Source organism: Bradyrhizobium sp. ISRA436 (genome assembly GCF_029910015.1).
GTDB lineage: Bacteria > Pseudomonadota > Alphaproteobacteria > Rhizobiales > Xanthobacteraceae > Bradyrhizobium.
The window spans coordinates 6,053,390-6,078,764 of the sequence record NZ_CP094519.1; the positions used below are offsets into that span (position 1 = coordinate 6,053,390).

Annotated in this window: 23 protein-coding genes; 12 read left to right on the plus strand and 11 right to left on the minus strand. The window is 58.4% G+C overall.

The features are described 5' to 3' along the window. Nucleotides 1–2,159: 2,159 nt before the first annotated feature. From MTX23_RS28200 to MTX23_RS28210, 3 genes are all read left to right on the plus strand, one after another. A complete protein-coding gene (locus MTX23_RS28200) occupies nt 2,160–2,849 on the plus strand; it encodes a response regulator transcription factor (RefSeq protein WP_280973398.1) in 690 nt (229 codons plus the stop codon). Nucleotides 2,850–2,914: 65 nt separating this feature from the next. Next, entirely contained in the window at nt 2,915–4,306 is a 1,392-nt protein-coding gene (locus MTX23_RS28205; RefSeq protein WP_280978225.1) for a type II and III secretion system protein family protein, read from the plus strand. Nucleotides 4,307–4,315: 9 nt separating this feature from the next. After that, entirely contained in the window at nt 4,316–4,948 is a 633-nt protein-coding gene (locus MTX23_RS28210; RefSeq protein ID WP_280973399.1) for a CpaD family pilus assembly lipoprotein, read from the plus strand. 159 nt (nt 4,949–5,107) lie between these two features. Here the strand turns inward: MTX23_RS28210 and MTX23_RS28215 are convergent, their stop codons facing one another. From MTX23_RS28215 to MTX23_RS28265, 11 genes are all read right to left on the minus strand, one after another. Further along, nucleotides 5,108–6,145, minus strand: a complete 1,038-nt coding sequence (locus tag MTX23_RS28215) for an EscU/YscU/HrcU family type III secretion system export apparatus switch protein (protein ID WP_280973401.1) — start codon at nt 6,143–6,145, stop codon at nt 5,108–5,110. After that, the gene (gene sctT, locus MTX23_RS28220) at nt 6,142–6,957 is read right to left on the minus strand and encodes a type III secretion system export apparatus subunit SctT (RefSeq protein ID WP_280973402.1); all 816 of its coding nucleotides are present in this window, start codon (nt 6,955–6,957) and stop codon (nt 6,142–6,144) included. Before sctT ends, MTX23_RS28215 begins: the two co-directional genes overlap by 4 nt. Nucleotides 6,958–7,473: 516 nt before the next feature. After that, a complete protein-coding gene (locus MTX23_RS28225; protein WP_280973403.1) occupies nt 7,474–7,746 on the minus strand; it encodes a flagellar biosynthetic protein FliQ in 273 nt (90 codons plus the stop codon). Nucleotide 7,747: 1 nt separating this feature from the next. Beyond that, complete coding sequence (sctR, locus tag MTX23_RS28230) at nt 7,748–8,413, minus strand: type III secretion system export apparatus subunit SctR (protein ID WP_280973404.1); 666 nt, start codon at nt 8,411–8,413, stop codon at nt 7,748–7,750. After that, nucleotides 8,406–9,524, minus strand: a complete 1,119-nt coding sequence (gene sctQ, locus MTX23_RS28235) for a type III secretion system cytoplasmic ring protein SctQ (RefSeq protein WP_348637526.1) — start codon at nt 9,522–9,524, stop codon at nt 8,406–8,408. The genes sctR and sctQ overlap by 8 nt, the downstream gene beginning before the upstream one ends. Continuing rightward, entirely contained in the window at nt 9,524–10,060 is a 537-nt protein-coding gene (locus MTX23_RS28240; RefSeq protein WP_280973405.1) for a hypothetical protein, read from the minus strand. Before MTX23_RS28240 ends, sctQ begins: the two co-directional genes overlap by 1 nt. Next, nucleotides 10,036–11,391 carry a type III secretion system ATPase SctN gene (gene sctN / locus MTX23_RS28245; protein ID WP_280973406.1) on the minus strand — a complete coding sequence of 452 codons (1,356 nt, stop codon included), beginning with the start codon at nt 11,389–11,391 and terminating at the stop codon, nt 10,036–10,038. The genes MTX23_RS28240 and sctN overlap by 25 nt, the downstream gene beginning before the upstream one ends. Beyond that, nucleotides 11,388–12,011, minus strand: a complete 624-nt coding sequence (gene sctL / locus MTX23_RS28250) for a type III secretion system stator protein SctL (protein ID WP_280973407.1) — start codon at nt 12,009–12,011, stop codon at nt 11,388–11,390. The genes sctN and sctL overlap by 4 nt, the downstream gene beginning before the upstream one ends. Next, nucleotides 12,008–12,637, minus strand: coding sequence for a nodulation protein NolU (locus tag MTX23_RS28255; RefSeq protein WP_280973408.1), 630 nt, complete (start codon nt 12,635–12,637; stop codon nt 12,008–12,010). The genes sctL and MTX23_RS28255 overlap by 4 nt, the downstream gene beginning before the upstream one ends. A 10-nt stretch (nt 12,638–12,647) precedes the next feature. Then, nucleotides 12,648–13,505 (minus strand): type III secretion inner membrane ring lipoprotein SctJ, encoded by an 858-nt coding sequence (gene sctJ / locus MTX23_RS28260; RefSeq protein WP_280978227.1) that lies wholly within the window; start codon nt 13,503–13,505, stop codon nt 12,648–12,650. A 21-nt stretch (nt 13,506–13,526) separates the two neighbouring features. After that, the gene (locus MTX23_RS28265; RefSeq protein WP_280973409.1) at nt 13,527–14,033 is read right to left on the minus strand and encodes a nodulation protein NolB; all 507 of its coding nucleotides are present in this window, start codon (nt 14,031–14,033) and stop codon (nt 13,527–13,529) included. A gap of 228 nt (nt 14,034–14,261) precedes the next feature. Here MTX23_RS28265 and MTX23_RS28270 point away from each other — a divergent pair, with 228 nt between their 5' ends. The 9 genes from MTX23_RS28270 to MTX23_RS28310 all read left to right on the plus strand — a co-directional run bounded on the left by MTX23_RS28270 (nt 14,262) and on the right by MTX23_RS28310 (nt 25,070). Beyond that, nucleotides 14,262–14,927: a nodulation protein NolW gene (locus tag MTX23_RS28270; protein ID WP_280973410.1), complete on the plus strand. Its 666-nt coding sequence runs from the start codon at nt 14,262–14,264 to the stop codon at nt 14,925–14,927. Nucleotides 14,928–16,416: 1,489 nt separating this feature from the next. Further along, nucleotides 16,417–18,210: an HrpF/NolX family T3SS translocon protein gene (locus tag MTX23_RS28275; RefSeq protein WP_280973411.1), complete on the plus strand. Its 1,794-nt coding sequence runs from the start codon at nt 16,417–16,419 to the stop codon at nt 18,208–18,210. A 577-nt stretch (nt 18,211–18,787) separates the two neighbouring features. Continuing rightward, nucleotides 18,788–19,063: a hypothetical protein gene (locus MTX23_RS28280; protein WP_280973412.1), complete on the plus strand. Its 276-nt coding sequence runs from the start codon at nt 18,788–18,790 to the stop codon at nt 19,061–19,063. Nucleotides 19,064–19,480: 417 nt separating this feature from the next. Beyond that, nucleotides 19,481–20,374, plus strand: coding sequence for a hypothetical protein (locus tag MTX23_RS28285; protein ID WP_280973414.1), 894 nt, complete (start codon nt 19,481–19,483; stop codon nt 20,372–20,374). Nucleotides 20,375–20,404: 30 nt separating this feature from the next. Beyond that, nucleotides 20,405–20,944: a hypothetical protein gene (locus MTX23_RS28290; RefSeq protein WP_280973415.1), complete on the plus strand. Its 540-nt coding sequence runs from the start codon at nt 20,405–20,407 to the stop codon at nt 20,942–20,944. Between the two features lie 2 nt (nt 20,945–20,946). After that, the gene (locus MTX23_RS28295) at nt 20,947–21,375 is read left to right on the plus strand and encodes a histidine kinase (protein ID WP_280973416.1); all 429 of its coding nucleotides are present in this window, start codon (nt 20,947–20,949) and stop codon (nt 21,373–21,375) included. 8 nt (nt 21,376–21,383) lie between these two features. Further along, nucleotides 21,384–23,501, plus strand: coding sequence for a type III secretion system export apparatus subunit SctV (gene sctV / locus MTX23_RS28300; RefSeq protein ID WP_280973417.1), 2,118 nt, complete (start codon nt 21,384–21,386; stop codon nt 23,499–23,501). Between the two features lie 184 nt (nt 23,502–23,685). Beyond that, nucleotides 23,686–24,099, plus strand: coding sequence for a tetratricopeptide repeat protein (locus MTX23_RS28305; protein WP_280973418.1), 414 nt, complete (start codon nt 23,686–23,688; stop codon nt 24,097–24,099). Between the two features lie 155 nt (nt 24,100–24,254). Further along, entirely contained in the window at nt 24,255–25,070 is an 816-nt protein-coding gene (locus MTX23_RS28310) for an Effector protein NopP (RefSeq protein ID WP_280973419.1), read from the plus strand. Nucleotides 25,071–25,375: the final 305 nt, after the last annotated feature.

The following is a 25,375-nucleotide window of genomic DNA, read 5'->3' on the forward strand; positions in this document are numbered from 1 at the left end:
GGATTGCCCACGGCGTGCGCCTCATGCAAGGCGCGGATACGCATTCGAGCCGGCTCCGGCCTCTTGTCGCATAGCAGGCAGCGCCCGCTATCCAAGCCACGAGACTTCAAATAGGCCCGTCCGAAGAAGGGGGGCCTCCGACTGCAAATGGGCTCGCTTCATCCCGGCGGCCCACTGTGGCCCAGCACGTGTCAGCAGCTCAGCTTGACGCGCTGACGCTGCGATACGCTCAAGGCACGCATCGCGGCGCCGCCAGATGCGCCTGCGCACGTTCCGCTACACGTCGATCACAGGTCCCCGGCCCGCGTAGCGCGACCTGCGGGCTGACACGGCTCGCACGCCCTAGTTCAGCCGCGCTTGCCTCGCCAACGCGCACCTCTTCGAACGAACAGCGGTCCCATGCGATCCTTCGCTACAGACCTTTATTGCCGACATTAGAAGGTTATTTCCCCCACGCAGCGCTCGTAATGATCAGGCTCGCAACCTCGTTGAAGGTCAGCTTGTGTCCGGCCTGCCCTGCTGCCTGTCGAGGACGCGCCCGGGAGCTCGGGGGTATCGCCTCATTGTCCATTCGTCACTTGGATGTGTTCCATCGAAACAATCGATTTTTCCAATCTTGCCCGAAGGGCCCATAGTCACGCGTCCATTCGCAGCAGCGTTCAGGAGCGCCGTGTGACAATCGATTCTCCCTTCAGACCAGTTGCCGGCGAATGTGATCTTCGCGAACCTATGCTTGCGTCCGGAACGCGACCTTCCTTTGTTCAGATCGTGACATGCGGTTCAACAGCAACCTGGCTGCTGGCGGCAGCGGCAACGCGGATCGATTCACCGCGTCGCGTCGCCGAACACACTCAAGAAAGATTGCCTTTCATGCGCACCACTTGCTGCGGCCATACGTCGGCCGTGCGACGCCTCGATCGACAAAATGCCTGCCAATTCAAGGCGCGCTGGACTTGCCCACGCGCAGATCGATTGTACGCCCCAGAGTGAGGATCATCGCTGCGTCAGGAGGCCTACAAGTTCGTAGGTATTGACGTAATCACCGCTCGAATGGGCTTGAACCGCACGTAACGTCAGATTGTAAGTTTTCTGACAAGTCGCGACGTTCTGTGTCGCGCCAACATTTCTGGCAGGTAGCAAGAATTGCGAATGTCTCAATGTCTCAAGGTCGCGCCGGCCGGCTCGGCCACGCTTGTCGAGCACTCCTCCCGAAGACGCCCTGTCGGTGTCACCGATGCACAGAGGGCAGGAACTGTCGGTGGGTTCGTTGCAGCCGGAACGCCGCGTACCGATCGAGATCAGGACGCGCAACCCTCTGCTCGCCCTCGCCGCGCGCAACCCCGCCCCAATTTTGAGATGCGATCAATCCGTCGCTGTTCGTGGCGAGAGACGACATCCGGCCGGCGACACCGCCTAACTAGGTGCGTGACGTTGCAGACCTGGGATCGCACTCGTCGCGCAACAACCGTGTTCGACGGGCTGCAGCACCGGCGATGTTGTAGGCGATCGGATGCCTGCACCGCTCGCGTTCGCCAGGTCGGATTACCGGCTATCGAGAGAACTTGTCTTTAGCTCGAACGCGCATCGGTCGTTTCGTCTAGCGGCTTCCGACACATGGGCCAGCTGCGACACGTCACCTGCCTTCAAATGCGATACTTGCATTTGCCGTGACTTAGAGAGGCCACAAGGTCAACGGCATAGCAAGGCCGACTTCGGACTAAGGCAACTTGGGAGCTCCAAATGCCAACTTCTTGTCTCTGTTCAACTTCAACCCCGAACATTCTCTTTACATTGGTTTCGACCGCGCGCATTTGCGCCAAGGACACTTCTCCCAACAGGTCGATGACCGGAAGCACTGCTGCCACTGGCGCGCAGAAGCGCGAGCGGTTCATCAAGGCGCATGATGCAGTGAATAATTTCGTCAGGCTTGCAGGCAATAGATGCACTTTGAGCATCGCCGACGACGCGTGCGGTCACGGGCACGCGGTCAGTTATCGGCCGGTAATGGATCGGGTGAGATTGATCTCGGCTCACTATGCCAGTCCTCGTGGTCGCCACTCGTCAACGCTCGTGCCGAAGCAGCCGTTGTTCAGATTCGCCCGAGATCGTGGTCAATCGTGACGCGCTCAGCTTGGAGGTGATGGACGAAAGGCAATCAAATGCGAATTCTCCTGGTCGACGACCATACGGATTTTGCGCGCGGAGTGAAGGAAGCGCTATTGAACCACGGTTTTGCGGTCGATCTGACGCGCACCCTGGACGAGGCGGCAGCCGCGCTCGATTGCGCTAGCTACGACGTTCTCCTGCTGGAGTTGGTTCTTCCAGACGGAGACGGCTTGAGCTGGCTGAAACATTTGCGGCGCGAGGGATGTTCGACGCCGGCCATGATGATGAGCAGCCTGAATGAGCTCGGCAGGCGGATTGCCGTTTTCAACGCTGGCGCTGACGATTTCCTGCCAAAGCCCGTGTCGACCGACGAACTCATCGCTCGCATGCGCGCTCTTTTGCGACGGGCAACCCAAATGACAGCCCCGCTCGTTACGTTCGGCAATCTCAATTTCGATCCAGTCGCCAGACAAGTCTCGGTTGGAGACCGCATCTTGAGAATTGCGCGCCGAGAAGTGTGTATACTTGAGCATTTGCTCAGTCGCGCTGGCCGTACCGTACCGCGATCCTCACTGGAAGACAGCCTATATGCCTTCGACGACCATGTCTCGACCAACGCGCTTGAGGTCGGAATCTACCGCTTGCGCTGCATTTTGAGCGAATCAGGTGCGACGCTAACCATCAAGACCGCGCGCGGCGTCGGTTACTCCCTTGCGCTGAGTAATGCCGCGTCAGCGGCGTAGCTCGCTCGAACATGAAAGCAAAGACAGCCTTGAAGGCCTTCTCTCGTCGTGACGCTGGACGCCGGATGATCGCCGTGCCGTACATCTCGTGCGCGGCTGCGCTACTGTTTCCATTGTGCGCTGCAGCTCAGACACAACGCGATGGCGTTCAGAGGGCGGCGCGCGCCACTGCTGATAGCCTCAACGGAACCCTCGATCTTGCCTCCTCTCAAGGTAAGACTATCCATCTTCCTGCGCCGGCGGCGAGCATCTTTGTTGCCGACCCGGCGATTGCCGACTATCAGGCGCCGTCGAACACGACCATCTTCGTGTTCGGAAAAAAGTCGGGGCGAACGAGCTTGTTTGCTTTGAACGACAATGGAGAAGCTTTAGCCGAGCTTCGTGTTGTTGTCAGGCAACCCGTCGAGGATCTCCGTGCCGCGCTCAAGGCCGAACTCGGGGACTATCCAATCCAAGTCAGCTATACCCCACGCGGCGCGATTCTGAGTGGGACGGCACCAAACGCCGATGTTGTTGATGCCGCCAAGAAGGTGACGGAGCAATTTCTCGGTGCGGGCGCACTGGTCGTGAATAAGGTTCAGGTTGCCGGCTCATTACAGGTCAATTTGAGCGTGCGCATCGCCGAAGTCTCGCGCAGCGCCATGAAGGAGCTCGGCGTTAACCTCTCCGTCTCAGGTCAAAACGGCACGTTCGTTTTTGGCTTTAGCCGCGGTGGACCTAGCAGTACCGCCGCGGCACGCGGCGGCGGCACGGCAAATATCGGATTCGGCGTCGGCGGCGCGAATATCAGCGCTGTTCTTGACGCGCTCGCCAGCGAACACCTCGCTTCGGTACTTGCCGAACCTAATCTTACCGCCATGTCCGGAGAGTCAGCAAGTTTCCTGGCAGGTGGCGAATTTCCCATTCCGGTCATGCAGGACAATCGGCAGGTCTCAGTCCAATTCCGTCAATTTGGCATCAGCCTGGAGTTCGTTCCGACCGTTCTCAGCAACAATCAGATCAATATCCACGTGAAGCCTGAAGTGAGCGAATTGTCGAAAGAAGGTGAGGTCAGCGTCAACGGAATCTCTGTGCCTGGTCTCTCCACGCGGCGTGCCAGTACCGTCGTCGAGCTTGCCAGTGGTCAAAGCTTTGCAATTGGAGGGCTCATCAGGCGCAATTTCAACACCGACATTGGTGCTTTTCCTTGGTTAGGCGATGTACCGATCTTAGGCGCGCTGTTTCGCTCATCGTCATTTCAGAAGCAGGAGACGGAGCTGGTCATAGTTGTCACGCCCTATATCGTGCGGCCAGCTTCGAATCCGGGCAAGATAAGCGCTCCCACCGGCCGTATCGGACCGCCCTCGGACGCCGGCCGCACTTTAACAAACACATTGGCAAGTTCGCCGCGAGGCCGCACCCCTCCCCCCATGGCAGCACCGGGCACGGCCGGCGGTGCGGGCTTCATCATCGAATGAGGACCGACAATGATCTTACGTCAGCTGTGCTGTTTGTTGGCTATTGGCGTAGCGGTAGGCGGATGCACAAATAGTGGTCCGAGCTCTTTCGGGCCACCCGAACAAGCGATCGAAGTGGAGCAGAAGACCAGCGTCTTGTCCCTAGGCAGCCTGCGTCGTGCCGAGAGGTATCGCCTGCGGGATTTCATTGCGAAGGCAAGTCGCGGTCGGCGGGATGCCCTCCATCTCGACGTCACTGGCTCACCCCGGCTCATTGCTCAAGTGGCGCATGAGGCCCGCGCAATGGGCGTTGCCCCTTATAATATTCGCTTGGCTGCCTCACCCGTCGATTTACCCGCCCATTTCGGTGTACGGATCGAGGCAATTATCTACGAAGCACGGCCTCCCGTTTGCCGGCCGATTTCGATCGTCGGCCCCTCAACTGACGATAATTCCTTTGACCCGACGCTGGGCTGCTCGGTCCGGAATAATCTCGGAGTCATGATCAACGATCCTGGCGACTTGCTGGGGAATAGTGCCGTCATGCCAACGCGTGGTGATCGTGCGGTGCGCCCCCTTACCGCTCGTGAGATCTCCACACCGGACAGCGGCAGCAGATCGGAAGGTGGAACTCATGACAGGGCTTCACCGGAATCCCCATGAGCGGATCACGAGCCCATACTCGTAGCATGACATGCAGTGTCGGCTCATGTTCTGGTCGCTAGGTTCGCGATAGGGACCAGCCACTTCTGTGATTACTACGCCGCTTTTCGATCAAATTGTGTATTTGACCAGGATACAGCGCATCAACCTTACGCGAAGTTACACCAGGCCGGCAGCAAAGACTGCCTTTGCGACCCGCTCAAAACACGCAATCGGAACGGCCCTCCCCATCGTCGCCTTTTGGATCAACTCACGCGCTAAAACATGGTCCTGGACAACAGTCAGATGCAGGGCCCGCGCCTCTTCAAGCAGCCGCGAAGCAAGTTCGCCCTCAGCGCGGCACACCAGCACTGGCACTCCGGTCTCGCCGCGAACGTAGCGCAGCCCGATCACCGTCGCGGGTCCCGTCAGTATCAATGTGGCTCGACGAATGCCGATCGGGGATTCGTTTGCCGCCTCGCGACGGATCCGGCGGTGTTCGCCCTTGATCTGCGGATTGCCCTGCTGTTCCTTGGATTCGCGCTTCGCTTCGCTCTCCGTCATGCGCATGTCGCGCAAAAATAGCCAGCGCTGAATGAGCAGATCAGCCAAGCCGCCGATCAGAAAGGCCCCGGCCGCAATCTCGATCAGGACTTTGAGCTCTTGGAAGACGAAGCCGAAACATCCCATTCCGCAGACAGGCAAGTATACCAACGCCTTCCAGCTTGCGATCACAGTAAGAAGAAGGATTGCGCCCAGGCTGAGCACCTTGATCAGCGACTTACCAAGCTCTACAAGCGATCGCTGAGAGAAAAGCCGCTTCAACCCTTTGATGGGATCCAATTTCTCAAGGCTTGGTTTGAGCGGCTCGACAGAAAATGTCGGTCCACCAGTGGCCAGGACACTGGCCAGAACGGCTGCGGCCGCGGCCGCCCCAATAATTGGGGCGACGGCTGCCATACAGAGTTCGATCAATCCGATCAGCGCCTGCGCGACCGCGTCGTTGAAGGGCTGCGCCTGTACCTTGTCGACGAGCCGCACCGCTTCATGCCATCCATCTTTGATCGAGCCCGCTCTGAGGCATAGACAGCCGAAACCGGCGCAAATGCTGAGCGCGCTCACGAAGTCGCCGCTGCGCGCGAGCTGGCCTTTCTTACGGGCGTCACGTAGCTTCTTGGCAGTTGGTGGAAGCTTCTTCTCCTCGCTCGAATCGTTCATTTCAAGAACTTCTCGAGCCACTCCAGCACACCGTTGAACTGGGTGATCTCCGCTCCCATGTATTCGATGAGGTAGACGGTGTAGCTGACCATGATGACGCCAAACGCGGCGTTCTTGATGGTCGGGGAAAGGTCGTTCAGCTTGATTTGCGGGGCAAAGCGCCCGAGCAACATGAGCGATGCCTCAATCAGGAGCAGCAGAGCCAGCACAGGCCCCGAGACCAGCAGGGTCGTACGCATGATATGATCGAGAAGCGCTACGAATTCCATTGCCCCTTGCTGGGTGAGGGGTGGTAGTAGCCGATCCACGGGCCAGATCAGATAGCTGCCGTAGAGGCACCTGACCATCGTCTGCAGACCTCCAGATAGAACGAAAATCGTAACTGCAGCAGTCCCGAGAAAAAGACCTGTCGCCGAGGCTTGGCTGTGTGTCGCAGGATCGTCCACCTGGCTCGAAATACCGCGCTGGGTGTCGATGATGTCACCAACTGCCTGAATGCTCCATAGTGGTATACTGAGCAGGATGCCGAACAGCAGGCCGATGAATATCTCCTTGAGACCGAGCAGCGCGACTGCGACCATACGAGTGCCCGGATCTAGCATCTGCAGGCTGTGCCTGATATGAGCCAAGCATGGCAGCCCAAGCGCGATCGTCAAGCTTCCGCGGATCATCCCGCTAATGTGCGGCCGCGTGAACACGGGATGCACCAACATAATGCCGAGGGCCCGGGCTGCACCAAGACCTGCTGCAATAATGAACTCGGTACCAGTCTGGATCAGAATCTGCGTCTCGGTGAAGGACACATTATGCATTTGAAGTCTGTTGATCGTTCGCCTCGGCCAATCGAACCAGCCACGCTCGCCGCGCCATGATGTTAGAATTCAAGAAGGTCGCAGATAATCCGTCCGTTTCGCTCCAGATCCTGCAAGGTGACGCGCCCATGATGTGAAAGGCAGATCACTTCGGCCCCAACTGCCTCCCATGGCTTCCCCCGCGACGAGACATGGCCAGTTTCAAGGATAGCACCAGCCGCCCTCAGGGCCCGCAGGGCTGACAAACCAGGCTCTATTGACCTCTCACGCCGAACGCATCGTTCGAGCGTCTGCCAACCGTCCTAGCCATCATCGATCTTGACGCCTCGCTTTCCGGTCTCGAGCAGCACTCTTTCGGAGGCGAAATCGTTAAGGCCGCTTGCGATCGAAGTAGCGGTCTTCTGCTCATGCTACTGAGGCTCGCTTTCGATAAGCTGACGGACAATCTCCTCGTGATTCACACGAGCGATGGCGATGGCGGCCCTGTGCCGGACACTCACTCTTTCGTTCCACTTGTTAATACCTCGTGAGAGTTGGGAACTCCGCGAAGATCTGCTGGGCTTGTTCGATAAGTGGCGCGCTCAGCACCGGAGAAAACAAAACAAGCACGGCAACAACAACAAGGAGTTTGACGGTAAGCGGCAAGGTTTGATCCTGCAGCTGCGTTGCCGCCTGGATGATGCCGATGCCCAATCCGACGACGAGAGCCGCAATGAGCGGCGGTAGAACCCAAATCATGAAGAGGACGAGCGATCGGCTCAGGTGAGTGAGAATACTGGCCTCATCCATCTTAACCTCCCCGCGTTGCGTAACTTAGGACTAATCCGTGCATGAGCCGCGACCAGCCGTCGATCGTAACGAACAGAAAGAGCTTGAAAGGGACGGAGATCAGCGTTGGTGAAACCATCGACATTCCCATTGCCATCAAGATCGTCGTTACGATCAGGTCGATCGTGATGAATGGAAGATAGAGAAGGAAGCCGATTTCAAAGGCGCGCTTGAGTTCCGATATCAGAAAGGACGGTATCAGAATCACAAAATCATCGGCCGTTGTGTTGCTGCGCATTTCCTCCGACCAGACATGTTCTGTCGACGAGAGGAAGAACGAACGCTGCTCCTCATTGGTGGACTTCTTGAGATGGGTGCGCAGCGGCTCGCTCCCTTCCTTGGCAGCGGTCACCCAATCATCGAACGTTTGATATCGAAGTTGCGGTTCGGTCAGACGATTGTAGGTCTGCTCAAATACTGGAGCGCCAATGAAGACGGTAAGGATCAATGCAGCGCCATACAGAACGATGTTCGGGGGTATCGACTGTGTCCCGAGCGCGTTACGGACCAGGAAGAGAACAACGGAAACCTTGATGAAGGCGGTCGTTGTGACCACCGCGAACGCGAGCAGGCCAAGGCCGACCGTCACCGCGAGAAGCGCAACGATGCTTGGTTGAATGTCACTCATTGACCGCCAACCTGTCGCGTAACCTGACGGCCAGCTCCTCACCGACACGCACGATGTCGCCGCGGCCGATCAATCGACCGTTCGCAAGAATGTCGACCGGACCATCAAGCGGTCGCCCGAGGTCGAACACATACCCTTCGTTGACGTTTCGCAACGTACCTAACGGTATAGGCCAGCGACCGCATTCGAACACAAGCGTGATCTCAATATTGTCGATGTCGGCTTCCGATGGCGGAACCAGCTGCTGCGCTTGAGGTCGTGGCGTCATATGGGCACACTCTAGAGGATGGGGTGGCAGGCGGAACGGCCCCTGTAGGACCAGTCTGGCACCGGCCACCTGAGCCGGAGCCCATAGCTTGTCCGCATTGAGGATGACTATGTGCTGAGCGAAGGGAATGATGTCCGGCAGTAGCGCGTCGCCACCCTGTGCTTGACGAAGGAGTGCGATGCTCACACGAAGCGAGCCGATTTCTATCGCGACCGTGACAGGAAACTCCGGAGAAAGCTTAGGCATTTCCAGCGGCAGTTGGCCAAGCAGCTGGGCTAAGATCCCGAATGCAGGGGGAACCCGACGATCGAGAGGCGAGAACAGGAATAGGCGCGCCTTGTCAGTGAGCGGTCCGTAGGCAGTGTCGAATTCTAGATAAGGCCCTTCTGTCCGTGCTTCGTCGATGCGGACAAGTTGTAAATCTCGCGCGAACAAGGCCTCTAGTCGCGTGAGCCACGATTCAAGCGCAAGCTCGAGAAGGAGCGAACGGGTTGGGTCGGAAGGTAGAGTAAGGCCTTGCTGCACCGTCGAAATCAGTGCCTCGGCAAGCCGACACGGCAAAGACAAGATCGCCATGTCGTCCCCGACGCGAACTACGCAGTCAAGCATCGAGACGGCCGATGGCTCTGCATGCCAGACAAGCCGGCTCATGCGCACGAACAGGGGATTGTCGCCAAGGCGGCTCTGAAGAACCACGCGCGGCGCGGCGACCTCATTGACCCACGAGACGACCTCGTGGGTCAGCGTTAGCGGTGGTTCGAATGGTAACGGTTCGCCCCGAGTATTTGCCGACCCCATTTGTATAGAACCGCGAGCTCGCGCCGAGATCAGTGAATCAGCCATTAGATCGAATCGCCGACCGCCCGCCCAGACGAGCCGCACTGATAGCGAAGCAAAACCTCATCGTCGGCCTCGATTTCGGCGGCGGACTCCAAACGAGCATTGGTTGTACTGTGAACATCAGATTCAATCTGTTCCCATTTACGGCGCGCTGCCAAACGCCTGGTCCACAGAGCCCGCGCGTCCGCCACTTCCGTCTCGGCCTGCTCTCGAGCGACGCAGGCCTCCTCAAGCGCCTGACGTGCCGATGCGATGCCGGCTGCGAGCCGTTCAATGACGAGATGGCGGCGACGATCGAGTTCTGTGACGGACATCGCTTCGATGGATGACAGCTGCAGATAAAGTTCGGCTTCGACGCTTGCGCGATGTTTCTCGGCGCTTGCAAGCGTCTCGGAAGCTCGCTTCACCCTTTCATCGGCGATGCGGCGCTTGCCCTCCATGTTGGACAATTCCCGAAGCGCACTTCGCTCCCTCATGTCCTTCACGAGCCGCAATTTTGCGGCTTCGACGAGATTCAGGCGGTCAGACGCGACATCCACGTGACGGCCTCCTCAAAACTGGACGGTTCATGTTGGCCCTGGCGCAGGAATGCCCGCAGCTCCTCGATTGAGCCGATTGCCCGGTCCGTTAGCGGATCGCTACCCGGCTTGTACTCGCCTACCTTGATCAGGAACTCCGCCTCATTGTAGCGCGAGAGCAGATCGCGGAAGAGGGATGCCGCCCTGCGATGTGGCGCCGAGACGACCGCATCCATGACGCGACTTCGGCTCGACAACACGTCAATGGCGGGAAAATGCTCTCGCGCCGCAAGCGCGCGCGACAGAATGATATGACCATCGAGAATACCGCGCGTCTCTTCGGCGATTGGATCGCCTGTACCGTCACCTTCGACAAGCACGGTATAGAAAGCCGTGATCGAGCCGCGCTCGCCCATACCGGCGCGCTCCAACAGACCGGGCAGTAGCGCAAATACCGAGGGAGGAAAGCCGCGTCTCGTGGGAGGTTCGCCCGCGGCAAGGCCGATTTCGCGCATCGCGCGGCTAAAGCGCGTCAATGAATCCATCATCAAAACGACGCGCAGTCCTTGATCACGAAAATACTCGGCGAGTGCCGTCGCCGTATGGGCGCATTGCGCGCGCTCCATCGGCGAACGGTCGGACGTCTCAACGACAACGATCGTGCGACCGAGCGCCTCTCCAATGTGACGCTCGATGAATTCACGTACCTCACGTCCACGCTCGCCTATTAGCGCGACCACCGTGACGTCGGCGGCAGCTCCCTTTACAATTTGCGACATCAGCGTCGACTTGCCGCAACCGGCGTCTCCATAGATTCCGATTCGCTGGCCTTCCCCACACGTCAGAAGTCCATCCAGCACGCGGATGCCGAGCGGAAACGGCTGCTCGATACCGCGCCGCGTCATTGGATTGGGCGCCGCGCCGCGCAGCGGGCGAGTGTGCGCTGCCTTTACCGTGCCCTTGCCGTCGAGTGGCCGGCCAAAGCTATCGATCACGCGGCCGAGCAAATCGGGACCGACCGATACTTCCTGCATTCGCCCGGTCGGAACCACCTCCGCACGGCTAGATAAACCCACCATGTCGCCGATTGGCGTGAGTAACACGCCGTCCGGAAGCAGCCCGATCACCTCGGCCTCAAGCGACCATCCCGTACCATGATCCTGCAACACGCAAATCTCTCCAACGCGAGCCCCTGGTAGCACGGCGTGAAGCAACGTGCCGATTGCCCGTTTGACTCGTCCGCGCACAGCACGCGTATCGATCTGCATTGCCGCAGATCGCAAAGACGATAACGCAGCGTGGACGGATTTTTCTCCAGCTGCACCGTGGTCGCTTGATCGCGGCACGGTCACGGTTCGCCCATCCAAGAAGACGAGCCAAGTTCGAGACGCAAAGTACGCAGCTGCGCGGCAAGCCCCACATCGACATTGCCAAACTCGGTCCACAAAACGCACTGGTCCGGCGTCAGCGCCGGATCCGGATCAATTCTGATTTTGGGCCGTCCATCCGTTCCATCAAACGCTGCGAACTCACGGGTCAGTGCATCGGCATTCAATGGAGACACGTGAAGACATACTTCGGCACCGCCACAGCTTCGTTCGATGGCATGACGAACGGTCCTGATCAGCATCTCCCCCGGATCGAAGGAGCCTAGCAAATCGCTCAAGATCTCAATGACGAGCTGTGGCAACTCCCGTTCCAGAACCGCCTTTCGCCGCGCCAACTCAGAAGCTGCGCGGGCGACGATCCGCGCCATTTCGTCCGAGCCTGCCTTCATGCCCTCGGCGTGGCCACGCATACGCTCGCGCTGATAGACTTTGCTCGCCCAGCTGCGAACCTGCTGTAGATACCGCTCCGCCAGTGCGCGCGTCCGTATTGCATCATACCATATTCCGAGTTCAGCGGCCGGTATGAGTGGACCAAGCGGACGTATCTGGGGCGCTTCTGGCAACGCTGGGTCAGTGACAATCATGCCGCTGGTGTCTCCGTCGCCAGGTGCTGCATCACCAAAGACAGCAATTGGCTTGCGGCGATGTGGTGTTCGCTGGCAGGGGTCTCCGCGGAGGACCCTACAGGTAGGCGGAGAAGCACGCGGGCGCGGTCGAGCTCTGACGCATCTTCGAGCCAAGCGCCAAGACAGGCATATCCATCATGTTCAATCTGCCGCGAAAGTTGCTCAGGATCGACTATCGGTGTGGTCGCGACGGCGCTGGATAAGTGTCGGATGCCGAAGGCATGTGCTTCAGCTCCGATGTGTCCGACCAGAATCGTGAGATCGCGCTTTGATACCAGCTTCAGGACTGAACGTGCATGCCAGATGCTGCCAGTGAGCAAGGCCACCCGACGCGGATCGTGCCCGACTAGAATGTCCCTCCCCCAGCTACCTCCTTTCGCGGAAAGTTCGCTGCCTAGCAGCAATTCGGCCAATCTTTTCTGCAGCCTGTAAGAATTCTGCAACTTCAGCACTGTTGGAGCCGACAGCAGCGCATCAAGATGTGCGGCAAAACGGCTCGGATGGATCAAGACAGCAAGCTCGCGCAGGCGATCGGAATGCGGGTCGAGTGAATGATTTGGTTCGGCGGACGTCGATACCGACACTGCATTTTACCTATCTCACGTCGGAGGTTAGCTTTTTGCCGACGGCTTGGACCACCGGTCTACTCGAAGCTCCACCGAGATTTGTCAGTTTGCGCAATGATTGACCGAGCTGGCGCGCACGTGTGCTCAGCAGCACGTAAGCCACAATGCCGAACCCTGCGCCCACGCCTCCGACACCGATGGCAAGCATGGAGGGCGCTGACAAGAACTTGGCCGGCTGGGCCGAAGTCGCGGCAGGCGCAGGCGACAGCTCATGCTGAGCCCGCTCGACTGGCACGAACACAACTGCGACCTTGTCGTAGGAGAGCCCTTCGATGCTGTTGGCCACGAGCATCTTGATTTGCGGCAGCAAAGCCGAGAGCTTCGCATCGGAGCTGTGACGAATGAAGACTGACGCCGAGGATGGTGTCGAATCCTGTCGCAGAAGATCATTCTTCGGCAGAACAACATGGACACGGGCGGAGAGCACCCCATCGATATCGTTGATCGTGCGCGACAATTCTTCGCTTAAGGCGTAGACGTAACGGGCACGTTCCTCAACCGGAGAGGCGACCAAGCCCGATCCCTTGAACACTTCACCGAGATTCTTGTAAGGCTGCCTCGGCAACCCCTGCTCGTTCAGCATCTCGATCGAAAAGGCGAGCTGCTTTTCTTCGACTTGAATCGTGCTCGTCCCATCCTTAGCGACAACACGGACAGCATCGACGCCTTTGCTAAGGAGAAGCGCCAGCATCTCATTGGCTTCGCGCTCCTGGACTTTAGTGTAGAGATCGGCCTTGCAGCCGGCCAGCAAAAGCACAAGCGGCAGCGCGAGGAAAACATGAAACCAGCTTCCCGCCGGCACGTTGCGACCAACCTCTCTTTGCATCGAAACAGCCATCGAGGTCGCTCAGCCCGACGATAGCAGCTTGTTCAAGGATGAACTCACTGTGCCGGCACTCTTGGAGATAAGCGAAACCTGAATGACGCTGTTGTAAACATCCCGCAAATTCGACAGCATCACTTCGAAATTATCCACGCCTTCCGGCTTTCGGATGGAATGAACCTGCATTTCGTGCGACCGCATGACGGGCTGCGCGGCCGGCCCAAGCTGGAGACTTTTCGCAGGAATAGGCTCGCCGCCGATCATCGAAGGGATTGCACCCGAGGGAAATGGTTTGCCCTGGTGCAAGACAGATAGATTCTGAAGAATGCGATCGCCGACTGGATTTGCCGGCGCGCCGACACGCTGAAGTTCCACGGCTTGTGGAGCCAAGGCGCCATCTGTCACGGAAGAGGCGACATCTTGATGCAAGGCGACCTGTGCGAGTTTCTTCTGGAACTCGGCCTGCGTCGATGAACAGGCCCTGGAGAGGCATTCGACAAGGCCGGCGGAGATCGGAGTGACGCCAAACATGAAATCATAGCTCTCACGTGATGCGATTAGCCGCTTGTTTGATCGGCCCGCACCCTAGACAAGAGAGCTGACGAAAAGCTGACGAGCATCGCCAAGATCGTCATCTAAAGATCACGCTTGGTCGCCAGTTTGGACGAAATTTTCGATTTCCAATTTTGGGCGAGTTTCGATGGCTGGTCTCAAGCGCAAATTCCAAGCACACCCACCCGAGCCACGAGGCTACACATCTTGAAGACCACGCTATACGTTTGGGTTTTTATTTCGCTGGGTATCGTTAGGGCGCTCGGCGCTGACCTAACGCTGCCATCGACACCTTATAGCTATACGATCCTGGATCAGGACCTCGCTGCGGCGCTCCAGGAATTCGGCAACAACTTGAATATTCGGGTCAACGTCAGCGCCGAGGTGAAGGGGAGAATTCGGGGGCGGATGCCGGATCTCACTCCGAGAGCGTTTCTCGACCATTTGACCAATCTCTACAATCTTCAGTGGTACTATGATGGATTGGTGCTGTACGTATCTGACGCGCGCGAGGTGCAAAGCCGCCTGCTCGCCTTGAATCCGATCACTTTCGATGCATTCAGGGCGGCGCTCGATGCACTTAAGATCTCTGATGAGCGCTATATCCTGAAAGCTGCACCGGGTGATGGCCTCGTCCTCGCGTCCGGTCCACCTCGCTTTGTCGCGCTCGTGGACCAGACGCTCAAAGCCCTGGTGGCGGAGGCAGAGGCGCGGCGAAGCCCGATCGTCGAAAAGCCTTCGCACGAGACGGTTTTAATGCTGTTTCGCGGCTCCTCAAGCGTGGTGGTTCGTGATGGACGACCAGAGGCGCCTATGTCGCCCACCGGGCCGCATCAAGGTGGCGTCGTCCACGCACCGGGCCCAGATCACTGATGACAAGAGGTGGCCTAGGAGAAAATTCAATGCCGCTCTGCATGCTTTGTCAGCTTTTCGAAAGCTGATCCTGCCAGCATGAGAGCCTGCACGAGCGCCGCGATAGACGTCGAGATGAGACGATCGAACCGGAAAAGCAGGCAGCATCATTCTTGACGGCAAGTTTAGTTTAGCTCCCCGCGCGCTGCTCCGAATAGCTCCTCCCAACCTCGAGCCGGTCTGTGATCTGAAAGGTGGAACAGGATGGACTTTAACTCAATAAGCCGAACAGATGCGAGCCCGGAGCCAAATTCCTCATCGCGCCAATATCCGAGCGACTTTGAACACGAACTGTTAGCGCTGCATGAAGTCGCCGATGTCAGCCAGGACCTGATTTGGCGGGAGCTCGAGGCCGGATCTTCGCACGCCGAACCATCATCAGGCGCTGGCGTCCGCTCGAACTCCCAACAGCCGATTGCGCACTCCCTCGCGAGCGGCTGCGATCGCGGCAAGGATCGAGTTTGGCAGGAGCTTGAACCCGGGCCAATGCGGCGCCGGCCGCCTCAAGCCGGACCATCGCAAGCCGAGCCGTCGCCGCGCGCCGGTGATGCGCCGCCAGAACTCGGAGATTTTGTCCTGAGGGACGGACGTCGCGCCGAGGACTACTGGGTCTTCACTGGCCAAACCGCCACGCGATCCCAGATCGACATGCTAGGAAGCGGCCTTGTCATGCCGAGCAAGGCCTTGCCGGTGACGACTTTCACTGTCCTGGGTGTACCTCACACAGCTGAATGGCGAGAAGATGGGGTGATTCGTCTTACACCATCACTGGACCCTGGCTTTTGGCCTCGAGAGTCGAGCGAAGGTCCGCCGGGCGGCCAAACGTAGATGATAAGGAATAAACGCTGAAGCATTTCAGCTTGGTCGCGCTCGAGGCCACCGTCGACCTCCACTCAACATGCTCGACGATGGCAATAATATCGTGGGATTGCACCGGCAAACAGTATCTGGTCGCATGACTTCGCCGCGGCAATGGAGCAGATGCAGATAGCCTTGTGGCGGAGACGCAGGCGTCGCAACGCGATTAAGTCCGGCATGGGATGTCGGCGGTCCGAGCTTGTCGCGCAAATCGCCGAACGCGACCATTACAGGATAGCAGCCGCGAGTTCTTGATTCCGCCAATGTGCCGCGTCAGGACACGATCAAGCATGACGAGACTAAGGTACGTATTATGCGCCATAGCCGTCGGCTACTTCTCTTTCATTGGCTCGTTGCGAATTCTTCTGAGAGCCGTCAGGTTCTCGAAAGCTAATCCCTCCTATCATAACAGCGTGAATAGCTAGACGGCGATGTGCCGATAGATTGTAGCGGAACCAAGCGCCCGGGACGTGCTGAGCAACCGCAAGGACTCTTGGACTCCGCCTATCGATCTTCTTGTTCGTTGTCCGGCGCGATTTCCCGCTGCGCCATCGACCGGCTTGTGGTGCAATCTCACATCAGAGGAAGTATAATGTCAGTCAACAACCTACCGCTAACCGCTTGCTCAACGGGGACTTTGTCCGGGCTTGCTCCGGGCCTCCCGTCAGCCGGGGAGCTTTCAAGCTTCGAGGCGATTCTGGCCGGTTGCTCCTTGAAAGATAAGACGGGCGATCACTCCGTACCGCAGGATACGGAGGCGGCAGACTCAGCCAAGCAACTGGCGGAGGAGCTCACGCAGGAAACGCGAAATATCTTGCCGCCAGACCTCAAGGCGGCATTGGATGCACTTGGGCAAGCTCCAGAGCCCACCCCTGCTGCTGCGGGCAGCGTTGGAATTGCGGCGGCGCCAGTACCCAGCTCAAGGATTACATGGAACAGCGGCACCCTGACCGATACCGAGTTGCAGATTGTGTCGGTGCTGAACCGTCACAAAGACAAGTGCCCGCTCGATTGGAAATCCCTTGGAGACCTGGCCAATGATCCCTCCACACCGCCGGATCTCAAGGCGGCGATCGAAGCACTGCAGCAGGACCCGGAACTCTTTTATGCGATAGGATCGCAAGGCGACGGCCGCTGCGGTGGCAAGATCAAGGCAGATGACCTCTCCAGCTTCTCCGATCATCACGCACAGGTTGCCACATTCCAGGACCAGCAGGCGCGACGCTACGAGCACAACTACATTCCATCCGACGGCACCGGAAGCGGTCAGCCATCGGTTATGAGCGAAAACGATGCGTTGCGCGAACTCTATCGGTATTCGGATAACCTGCCCAAGAACCTGAGCCTTGCGGATTTCAAGCAGATCGTCGACGGCGAGGCCAAAACCGGCAAATGTCCGCCGCAGGTTGTCGCAGCCGCGCAATACTTCCTCGATCATCCCAACGAATGGAAACAGTTGTATGGTGGCTCGATAGATAAAGTCCACAAGGAGGACTTCCTGCAGGTTGCTTCATCGTCGATGAACCTCTCGCAGACCGAGCTGGATACGCTGAACACGATCAACAAGAATCAGGCCGCTTTCTTCGGAAAGGGCGACCTGACGCGGGACAAGCTCGCCAGCATGGTCGACGACAAGAGCCTGGCTCCCGAGGTACGACAGGCGGCCTCACAGCTGCTGTCGGATCCTCTGTTGTTCGGGCTCCTGAACAATTCGATCACAGGCTACAAGACCCACCATAAGGTCTTTGACTTCGGCGGCGGTCATACGGTCGATTCCGGCAACATCAGCAATAACGACTTCACCCACTTCTTCAGCAACATGTCGGCTGCCAACCGCACGCCCCATCACTTGAAGACGCATGTCGCCAAAACGGCTGCCGATCAGTCCGCTGTCGCAGACATGATGATTGGCGTGGAGGATCAGCCCGATATCAAGTCTCCCAAGAAGAACGGGGGCGCCTTCATGCACGTGCTTGACGATGTGCTCAAGGTGGGCTCGAAGGTGATCGACTGGGCCGCAACGGCGGTTGGTGTACTTGGCGTCATTCCAGGCTTGGGTGAATTGGCCGATCTGGCGTCAATGGTGCTCGAGAGCGAGGCGCAAGCAGCCAATCTTCTGCACACAGCCATCACAGGCGGCAACTTGAAACAAGCGCTGGAAGAAGCCGGCCTCAGTCTTGCGGCTCAGGCGGTGGGCTGTATAGCCGGCCCTGAGGTCAAACTGGCCATGCGCGAAGGTTTGGTGAAACAGGCCATTCAAGAAGCGGCGACAGCCGGCATCAACCTGCCGGTTTCGATGGCGCAGTCCTACGCGGAAAATTATTTGAACGACCTGAAGGCTCGCATCGAGTCCGAGCGGATGCAAGCCGGCGGCGTTTACAGCTAGTCGGAGCGGCACACCGTCCTCTCGAATGATGGCAGGACAATAATGTAGGCGAGCTTGCGTGGTCTTCGCGCAGTCGGGTCCCCCTGCCGATCAGCAGGCCCCGCAAGCTTGCCGGCGAATTCGTGACCGCGGTCTAGCACTCGTTTCATCGGTTCCCGCCTCGTCATCTGCCTTTCGGCGCACCGACACACGATCAACGTCAAGTCGGGCTCGTCGTTGCCGAACCTTAATCGCGCGCCATCCGGCTCTCGTCAGCAACTCTGAAGTTGTCGAGACTGCAATCACCGGCGGAAGACGCGGATGGAGATCGAATGCCACGGTTACAATGTGAGATGGAGAGCCCGTTCTGCAGTTCGTGCAGACCGGGAACAGGCTGGAGACTGCCTCACGAGGGTGGCGCCGGCTCGACACCACGCGAAACCGGACTGATCGCGATCGTCGTGAAGAGCGACGATTTGTCATTGGCTCGCTCCATCTTTTTTGATTCGTCAGCTTGTCGAAAGCTAATGCTTCCACAATGAGGTCAGCAGAGAGAGTTGCCTCCACTGGCTTAACTGGAACGAGATAGGAGAACCCGATGCGGATTACGAGCGCACGCGGCGGTGGGCACGTTGATACCGACGTGCATGCGAATCGTGGCGGCAAAGACCGTGCACGGGCGGATGGCAATCATCGCCAATCGCCGGGTGCAGGCAGCCCGGTCGATAGCGTGGCCAATCCAGCCGATAACTCGCAGGATGCGGCAATGCGTCAAGCGTTTAACGTCGCCCTCGGCTCCATCGCCACCCAAATGTTAGGTAGTCAGATGAGCCGTTTTGACGATGTAATGGCTGAGACTGCCGAGGATTCCTGACGTCGAGCGTTGCGGCGTCAGCGAAGAGGAGCCGCAAATGGCGGTAACACCCTACAAATAGGAGAAACAACATGCCTAACGTTGGTGCGTCTCATACCTCGACTGCAGGTGGGGCAGCTGGCACTATCACTTCTGCGGCTGGTTCCGCGGCTGCTGAAGCCGCAGGAGAAGCGGCCTTCAATCGGCAACTCGCGGCCCTGACTGCCACCAGCACGAAGGCTGCTGAGAGGGACGTGGAAGTGCGCGTCGTTTCAACTGAGCTTTCAACCGTCAAGAAGGTCGCCGACGAGCGGGTTCAGTAATAGTTGAAGTGGGACGACGCTGTCGTCCCACTTTTCCCAGGTGCGCAATCTGCGAACTCGGGTTGAGTCGTACGGCGTTGCCGTGCGGCTCTGTTCGCTGTTCAGGAGGCCGGCCGTGAATGAACAGAATCGCCCCCGTTTCGAAGTGCTGTCGGGACCGTATTGCGGACTTACGGGCACAGCAGAGGCCGGACCAACCCTGATTGGCAGTGGCCTCGATGCGGATTTTGTATTTGTCGAGCAAGGTCTCGAACGGCATCACTTGCGCGTCACTCCACATTGCAATGCCATCGAGATCGAGGCTCTTGCCAGCGAAATCCGGGTCGATGGAGGCGAGAACATTGCACCGAACGAGCGCGTTGTTGTCCCTCTTCCCGCCGTCATTCACGCCGGCGCGATGTCCATTCGTTGGTTGATAGACGACTCTCAACCGGTCCGCCGTACCGACCGCTGGCGTGTGTCGATCGTCGCGCTCGCCTTGGTCCTGCTCAGCTCCATTACGGCCGGCACAATCTCAAGACTTTTCGTTCGTAGCGACAGCGCTGCGTCACCCAGCTCCGGCTCCTCCCCTGCCGCGGCAGTTTCGCCACGATCGGCGCTTAACGCAGCTGATGCTCCGACCACGGTTGCAGCGGCCGAACGGCTGCAAGAGGAAGTTGATAGAGCGGGCCTTCTCAACATCAAAGTGGGTTCTGGGACGGGCGTTGTCACCGCCGATGGCACCCTTGCGCCCGCCTCTCTTGCGAAATGGGAGGAAGTCCAGAAATGGTTCGATCGCCAGAGCAATGGCGCTTATACGCTTGTCAATGCAGTAGCCGTCAGGGAGGAAAAGACGCCGTCGTCCATTGCTGTCCAAGCTGTTTGGCGCGGAAGCGACCCTTATCTCGTCATTTCTGGTCAAAAGTATTTCGTCGGCGCGCTGTTGAATAATGGATGGACAGTCAATGGGATCGAAGAAGGGCGTGTGCTGCTGAGCCGGAATGGCCAGGTTGCTATTCTGCCTTATTAACGTTGCAGCCCCATAGATAAGGAAACTGTCATGACGAGGCTGCCCAACCATTCTATCGAGCCTGGCGCCTCCTTTCGCCCGCCCAATGTCGACGATCATGGACCTTCCATTACCCCGCTCATTCCTCGAGCAAAGAGCCTCGAGATCGCAAACACGGATGGGAATGGAGGCACGAGCCGCTCGTCGGCTTTTGGGGATTCCTACACACGAGAGCTCCCTGCTGAAGCTACGATCGAGAGCGAACTGGCGCTCGACCCGATCGATCCAGTTTCGCGCATCAATCCTAGCGGTACCCCCGCTCAGCTCGGTGAGGTCGCGCGTAGCGCGGAACTGACTTGCCTCAATGGCCCCACTCTCGCTGGCAACCTGCTCGCCTTCGTCACGCCCCGCCTACGTCATTGCGATGTTTTGCGCCCAGAGAAGCACGGCCCTCTTCTCGAACGTTTGGCCGATGCGCTATCGAACGCGCCACAGGATGCGGCCTCACGCGAGGGGATAGCCGTTCTGCAGCTGGAGCTGCGAAGGTTGATTCTGCTCCGCCAGAATAACAACGGCTTGATCAAAGGTTAGCAATGTCCAATTCGGATGGACCGCAACAGCTTCCACCTGGTCGACCGCCAAACGTTCCAAAACCCGGTGAGGCCGTGCTGATCTCCGGGCCGGAGCGTGATTTACTCTGCGCACTTGCCTATGTCCATCTTGCGTGTGGGCAGAGTGCACAGAGCTTAGCGTTGTTGCGCATCGTCGCTCACGAACATTCTCGGGATGTCGACCTGCTACGCATGCTGGCCTACGCTCTCATCTCGGAGCGACATGGTCACGAGGCGCTGGCCGTTTTGGACCGGCTTGACACACTTGACGACCAGCCGTCTTCGCGACTGCCTTTGATGCTATTGCGCAGTCACGCCCTGCGTCAGGCTGGCCGCATGGCTGAGGCGCAATCCACCTTCAAACGCTATGTCTCGTTGCGGGCCAGCAGAGCTCCAATCAAACAACAATAAGGCTCGTCATGGCCAACGTCTTACGCAGTCTCATCATGCGCGCGCCGTCACACCCGGATTTGATGGTCGCGTTGATGCTTCTTCTGGCGATCGGAATGATGATCATGCCGATCCCCATCGTCGTGATCGACATGTTGATCGGCTTCAACCTGGGCTTTGCCATACTGCTGCTCATGGTCGCGCTCTATCTCAACACCCCACTTGACTTCTCGTCCCTGCCGGGCGTCATCCTGATCTCAACCGTCTTTCGCTTGGCTCTCACCGTCGCAACGACGCGGCTGATTCTCGCTGAGGGCGACGCCGGCAGCATCATCCAGACGTTCGGCGATTTCGTCATATCAGGCAACATCGCGGTCGGAATCGTCATATTCCTAATCGTGACCATGGTGCAGTTCATGGTTCTTGCCAAAGGTGCCGAACGGGTCGCAGAGGTGTCGGCACGTTTCACGTTGGACGCGCTGCCCGGCAAGCAGATGGCGATAGACGCGGAGCTGCGCAACGGTCATATCGATCAACACGAAGCTCGCAGCCGGCGCGCCGTACTCGAGCGAGAAAGCCAACTTCACGGCGCTATGGACGGCGCCATGAAATTCGTGAAAGGCGACGCCATCGCCGGGCTCATAGTCATCTGCATCAATATGCTCGGAGGCATCTCGATCGCTATACTCTCCAAGGGCATGTCCCTTGAAGAGGCGCTGCATCAATATACGATCCTGACAATAGGTGATGCGCTCATTTCGCAGATTCCCGCTCTTCTGTTGTCAATTACGGCCGCAACTATCGTCACCCGTGTCAACGGTCCTTCCAAACTCAATCTTGGCGCCGATATCGTCAACCAGCTTACGGCCAGCACACAAGCGCTTCGCTTGGCTGCCTGCGTCCTGGTCGTGATGGGGCTCGTCCCTGGTTTCCCTTTGCCTCCGTTCGTCATGCTGGCCACGCTCTTTGCTGCGGCAAGCTTCGTCAAGGTCGGCATACCCGGCAGCAAGCCCGCCGCCAAGCCGGGCACCGGCACCAGCGGTTCGGCTCCGGCTCAGGCCCAAGCTCAGAAGCAGACCGTGCCTGCAGAGGCGCTTCCAATCACGCTGGTCCTCGCCCCGAATCTGATCCATGCAATCGACAAAGACGAGCTTGAGCAACGCATCGGGCAGATTTCGGCAACGGTCTCCTCAGATCTTGGCATCACGGTTCCACGCATCCCCACCCAAGTCGACCAACACTTAAGTGAATCGCAATTCCGGGTCGACGTCGAGGGAGTGCCGGTTGAAAGTGATTTCGTTGACCCGACGCAACTCGTGCTTAACGATGACGCGGCGAACATCGAGTTGAGCGGCATCCCCTTTCGGCAAGATCCCGAGACGAATCGAATCTGGATCGAACAAGGTCATGCGACGGCTCTCAAAGCCGCCGGAATCGGACATCACCGCCCGAGCGACGTCATCGCCTTGCGCGTCCACGCGACATTGACACGCTACGCACAGCGTTTGGTGGGCATTCAGGAGACGCGTCAACTGCTGGGCCGGATGGAGCAAGAGTATGCTGATCTGGTGAAGGAAGTGCTGCGCACAACACCGGTACCCCGGATCGCTGACGTCCTACGCCGCCTATTGGACGAGGGGATTCCCATTCGCAATACCCGCCTGGTCCTGGAGGCGTTGGCAGAATGGAGTGAACGGGAGCAGAACGCCGTGCTGCTCGCCGAATATGTTCGCTCCGGTCTGAAACGACAAATCTGTCATCGGTATGCAAACGCCCACCGCGTGGTGGCCGCCTTCATCATCGAACGTGAGACCGAGGAGATCGTGCGTGGCGCGGTGCGCGATACTGCAGTCGGTCCCTACCTGGTGTTAGAGGATTGGCAGAGCGAGAAGCTGCTTTCACAATTCCGCCAGATCCATTCCAGCATCGCACGGAGCAAGAACCGACCGGTAGTTCTTGGTTCAATGGATATCCGGCGCTTCGTGCGCGGCTTTCTTACCCGCAACGCGATCGATCTGCCTGTTCTGTCCTACCAGGATCTCGCCTCGGATTTCACCGTCCAGCCAATTGGATCGGTCAAGCTCACGGCTGCCAAGGATAGCGCTTCATCAGGAGCGATTCGTGACCCGATCCCCGCCGCCAGTTAACAGTGCACAGTAGTCGTAAAGAGATCGCATGAGCCCGGTTGAGATAAAGGATTGGCGGCACTTACGCTCGTTGCGCCCTCGGCTGTGTTCAGCCCTCTTCACCTTACTTGCCATCGTACTGCTCGGAGGCTGCACCAGCATCACTAATCCAGGCCTCTCGCTAGAGACGTCAGCGCGAGAGCCGTTGAACACCAAGGAGATTGACCCTGCTACGCGAGAACGCATCGCGACCGCCCTTGGTCGAGATGCCGATGAGGACGCCTTGCGAGATTCATTAAAGCAACAACCGGGTAATGTTGATGCGGCGATTCCGCTTGCGCGCGCCTTGCTGGCGCACAAGCGTCCCGATGAAGCGCTCGAGGTGCTCGACAACGTCTTGCGTGCCGTCCCCGGTGATCTACGCGTCCTGAACGCGAAGGGAGTTGCTCTCGACAGTGAGGGTCGTCATCGTGAGGCGCAGGCCCTCTATCGGCAAGCTCTCGCAGCCGAGCCCGCAAATCCGATGTTGCGCAACAATCTGAGGCTATCGCTCGCACTTGACGGAACGGCCGAAACCAGCCGCGCTAGCCAACCACCGCGGATGAGCGAGCCACAATGAGCTCCGGCGGTCGCAGTAGAGGCCTCAGGCGTGTTCTCACATGCCAACGTATCCTCGTCATCTTGTCGTCAGCTTGGGTGAATATCTACCTGCTCCAGGGCTTGAGCGGCACACACTCAACGTCAAGTCATTTGTCGAAAGGAATACGCACCGACATGTATGGCCGTATCAACGGCTCATCCAACATCCAATCCAGCCATTCTCCCAACTCCGATACTGCCGAGGACCAGAGCTTTACCGGCATGCTAGAGGGCATGCACATAGCAGCGCGTGGCTCTCACGCCAGTCCATCTTCGGCAGCTTCACGGCCGTATTCCCTGGTTTCCGATCCGCCTGTGGTAGAGCTCTCACAATCTTCATTTGCGGCGAAAGTGAAAGACTTCTATGGCGACGAGATACAGGATATCGCCGCAAGACCGCAGAGCTACTCGCGTTCAGTGTCGTTGAAAGCCGAACGCGCAGCGGACGTCACTTACAACCACGGCCGAACGGACTCTGATTCGAAGGACGCACGATATTTCAGCTACCAGTTAGGCAACACGAGCGCAGATGATATGAGCGATGTGTTCGAAGGAGAACAATGGCAGCAGCAATTTCCAGGACGGATCGCCACATCCGTTGTAAGTTTTCAGGTCACTCACCCGCTTGTGGACAACGCAGCCGATATTCTGCTGGAACACCAGCTTCGGCGTGACGGCGAGCGACCATTGCTGCTCTCTCATCCTATCAACGAACAAGCGAAAGCCCGCACGGCAGCATTGGGTTTTGGTGATGTGGGTCACTCGATCATGGCGCTTGACCCGACCCGCCACGGCGACGAGTGGACCAAGAACAGCGAAGGCAAATGGCAGCGAAAAGACAAACCGCCGTTATATCTGTCGACAATCGACGATGGCGAACGCAATGCTCATCACGCCAGCCCCGCGCGTGCACCAGCTCACGCGCCGGAATGGGACGATGACTTGATGTAAGCGAGCGGGCGGACTGCGAAAACGAAAATGGGTCATGCGCCAGACGGAACCGGATATGACAACGGACCGTAACACCGCATTTGGGCGGCGCAGGGCCACTGATGCTGTGGGCATGAGTTCCGGCAAACTCCCGCTTTGTGAATGTCTGAGAACGTCCGGTGGCTATACGTTCTCAAGCGCCAACCATGGCGCGCCTGGTCCAAGCTGAGAGACCATCTTGGGGCGGCTCGCCGGGGCTCGTCACGCGCGACCGTTCGCCGGTGGGCGCCGTTGCTGTTTCAAGCTCTCGAGCGCGCGACGCCGCG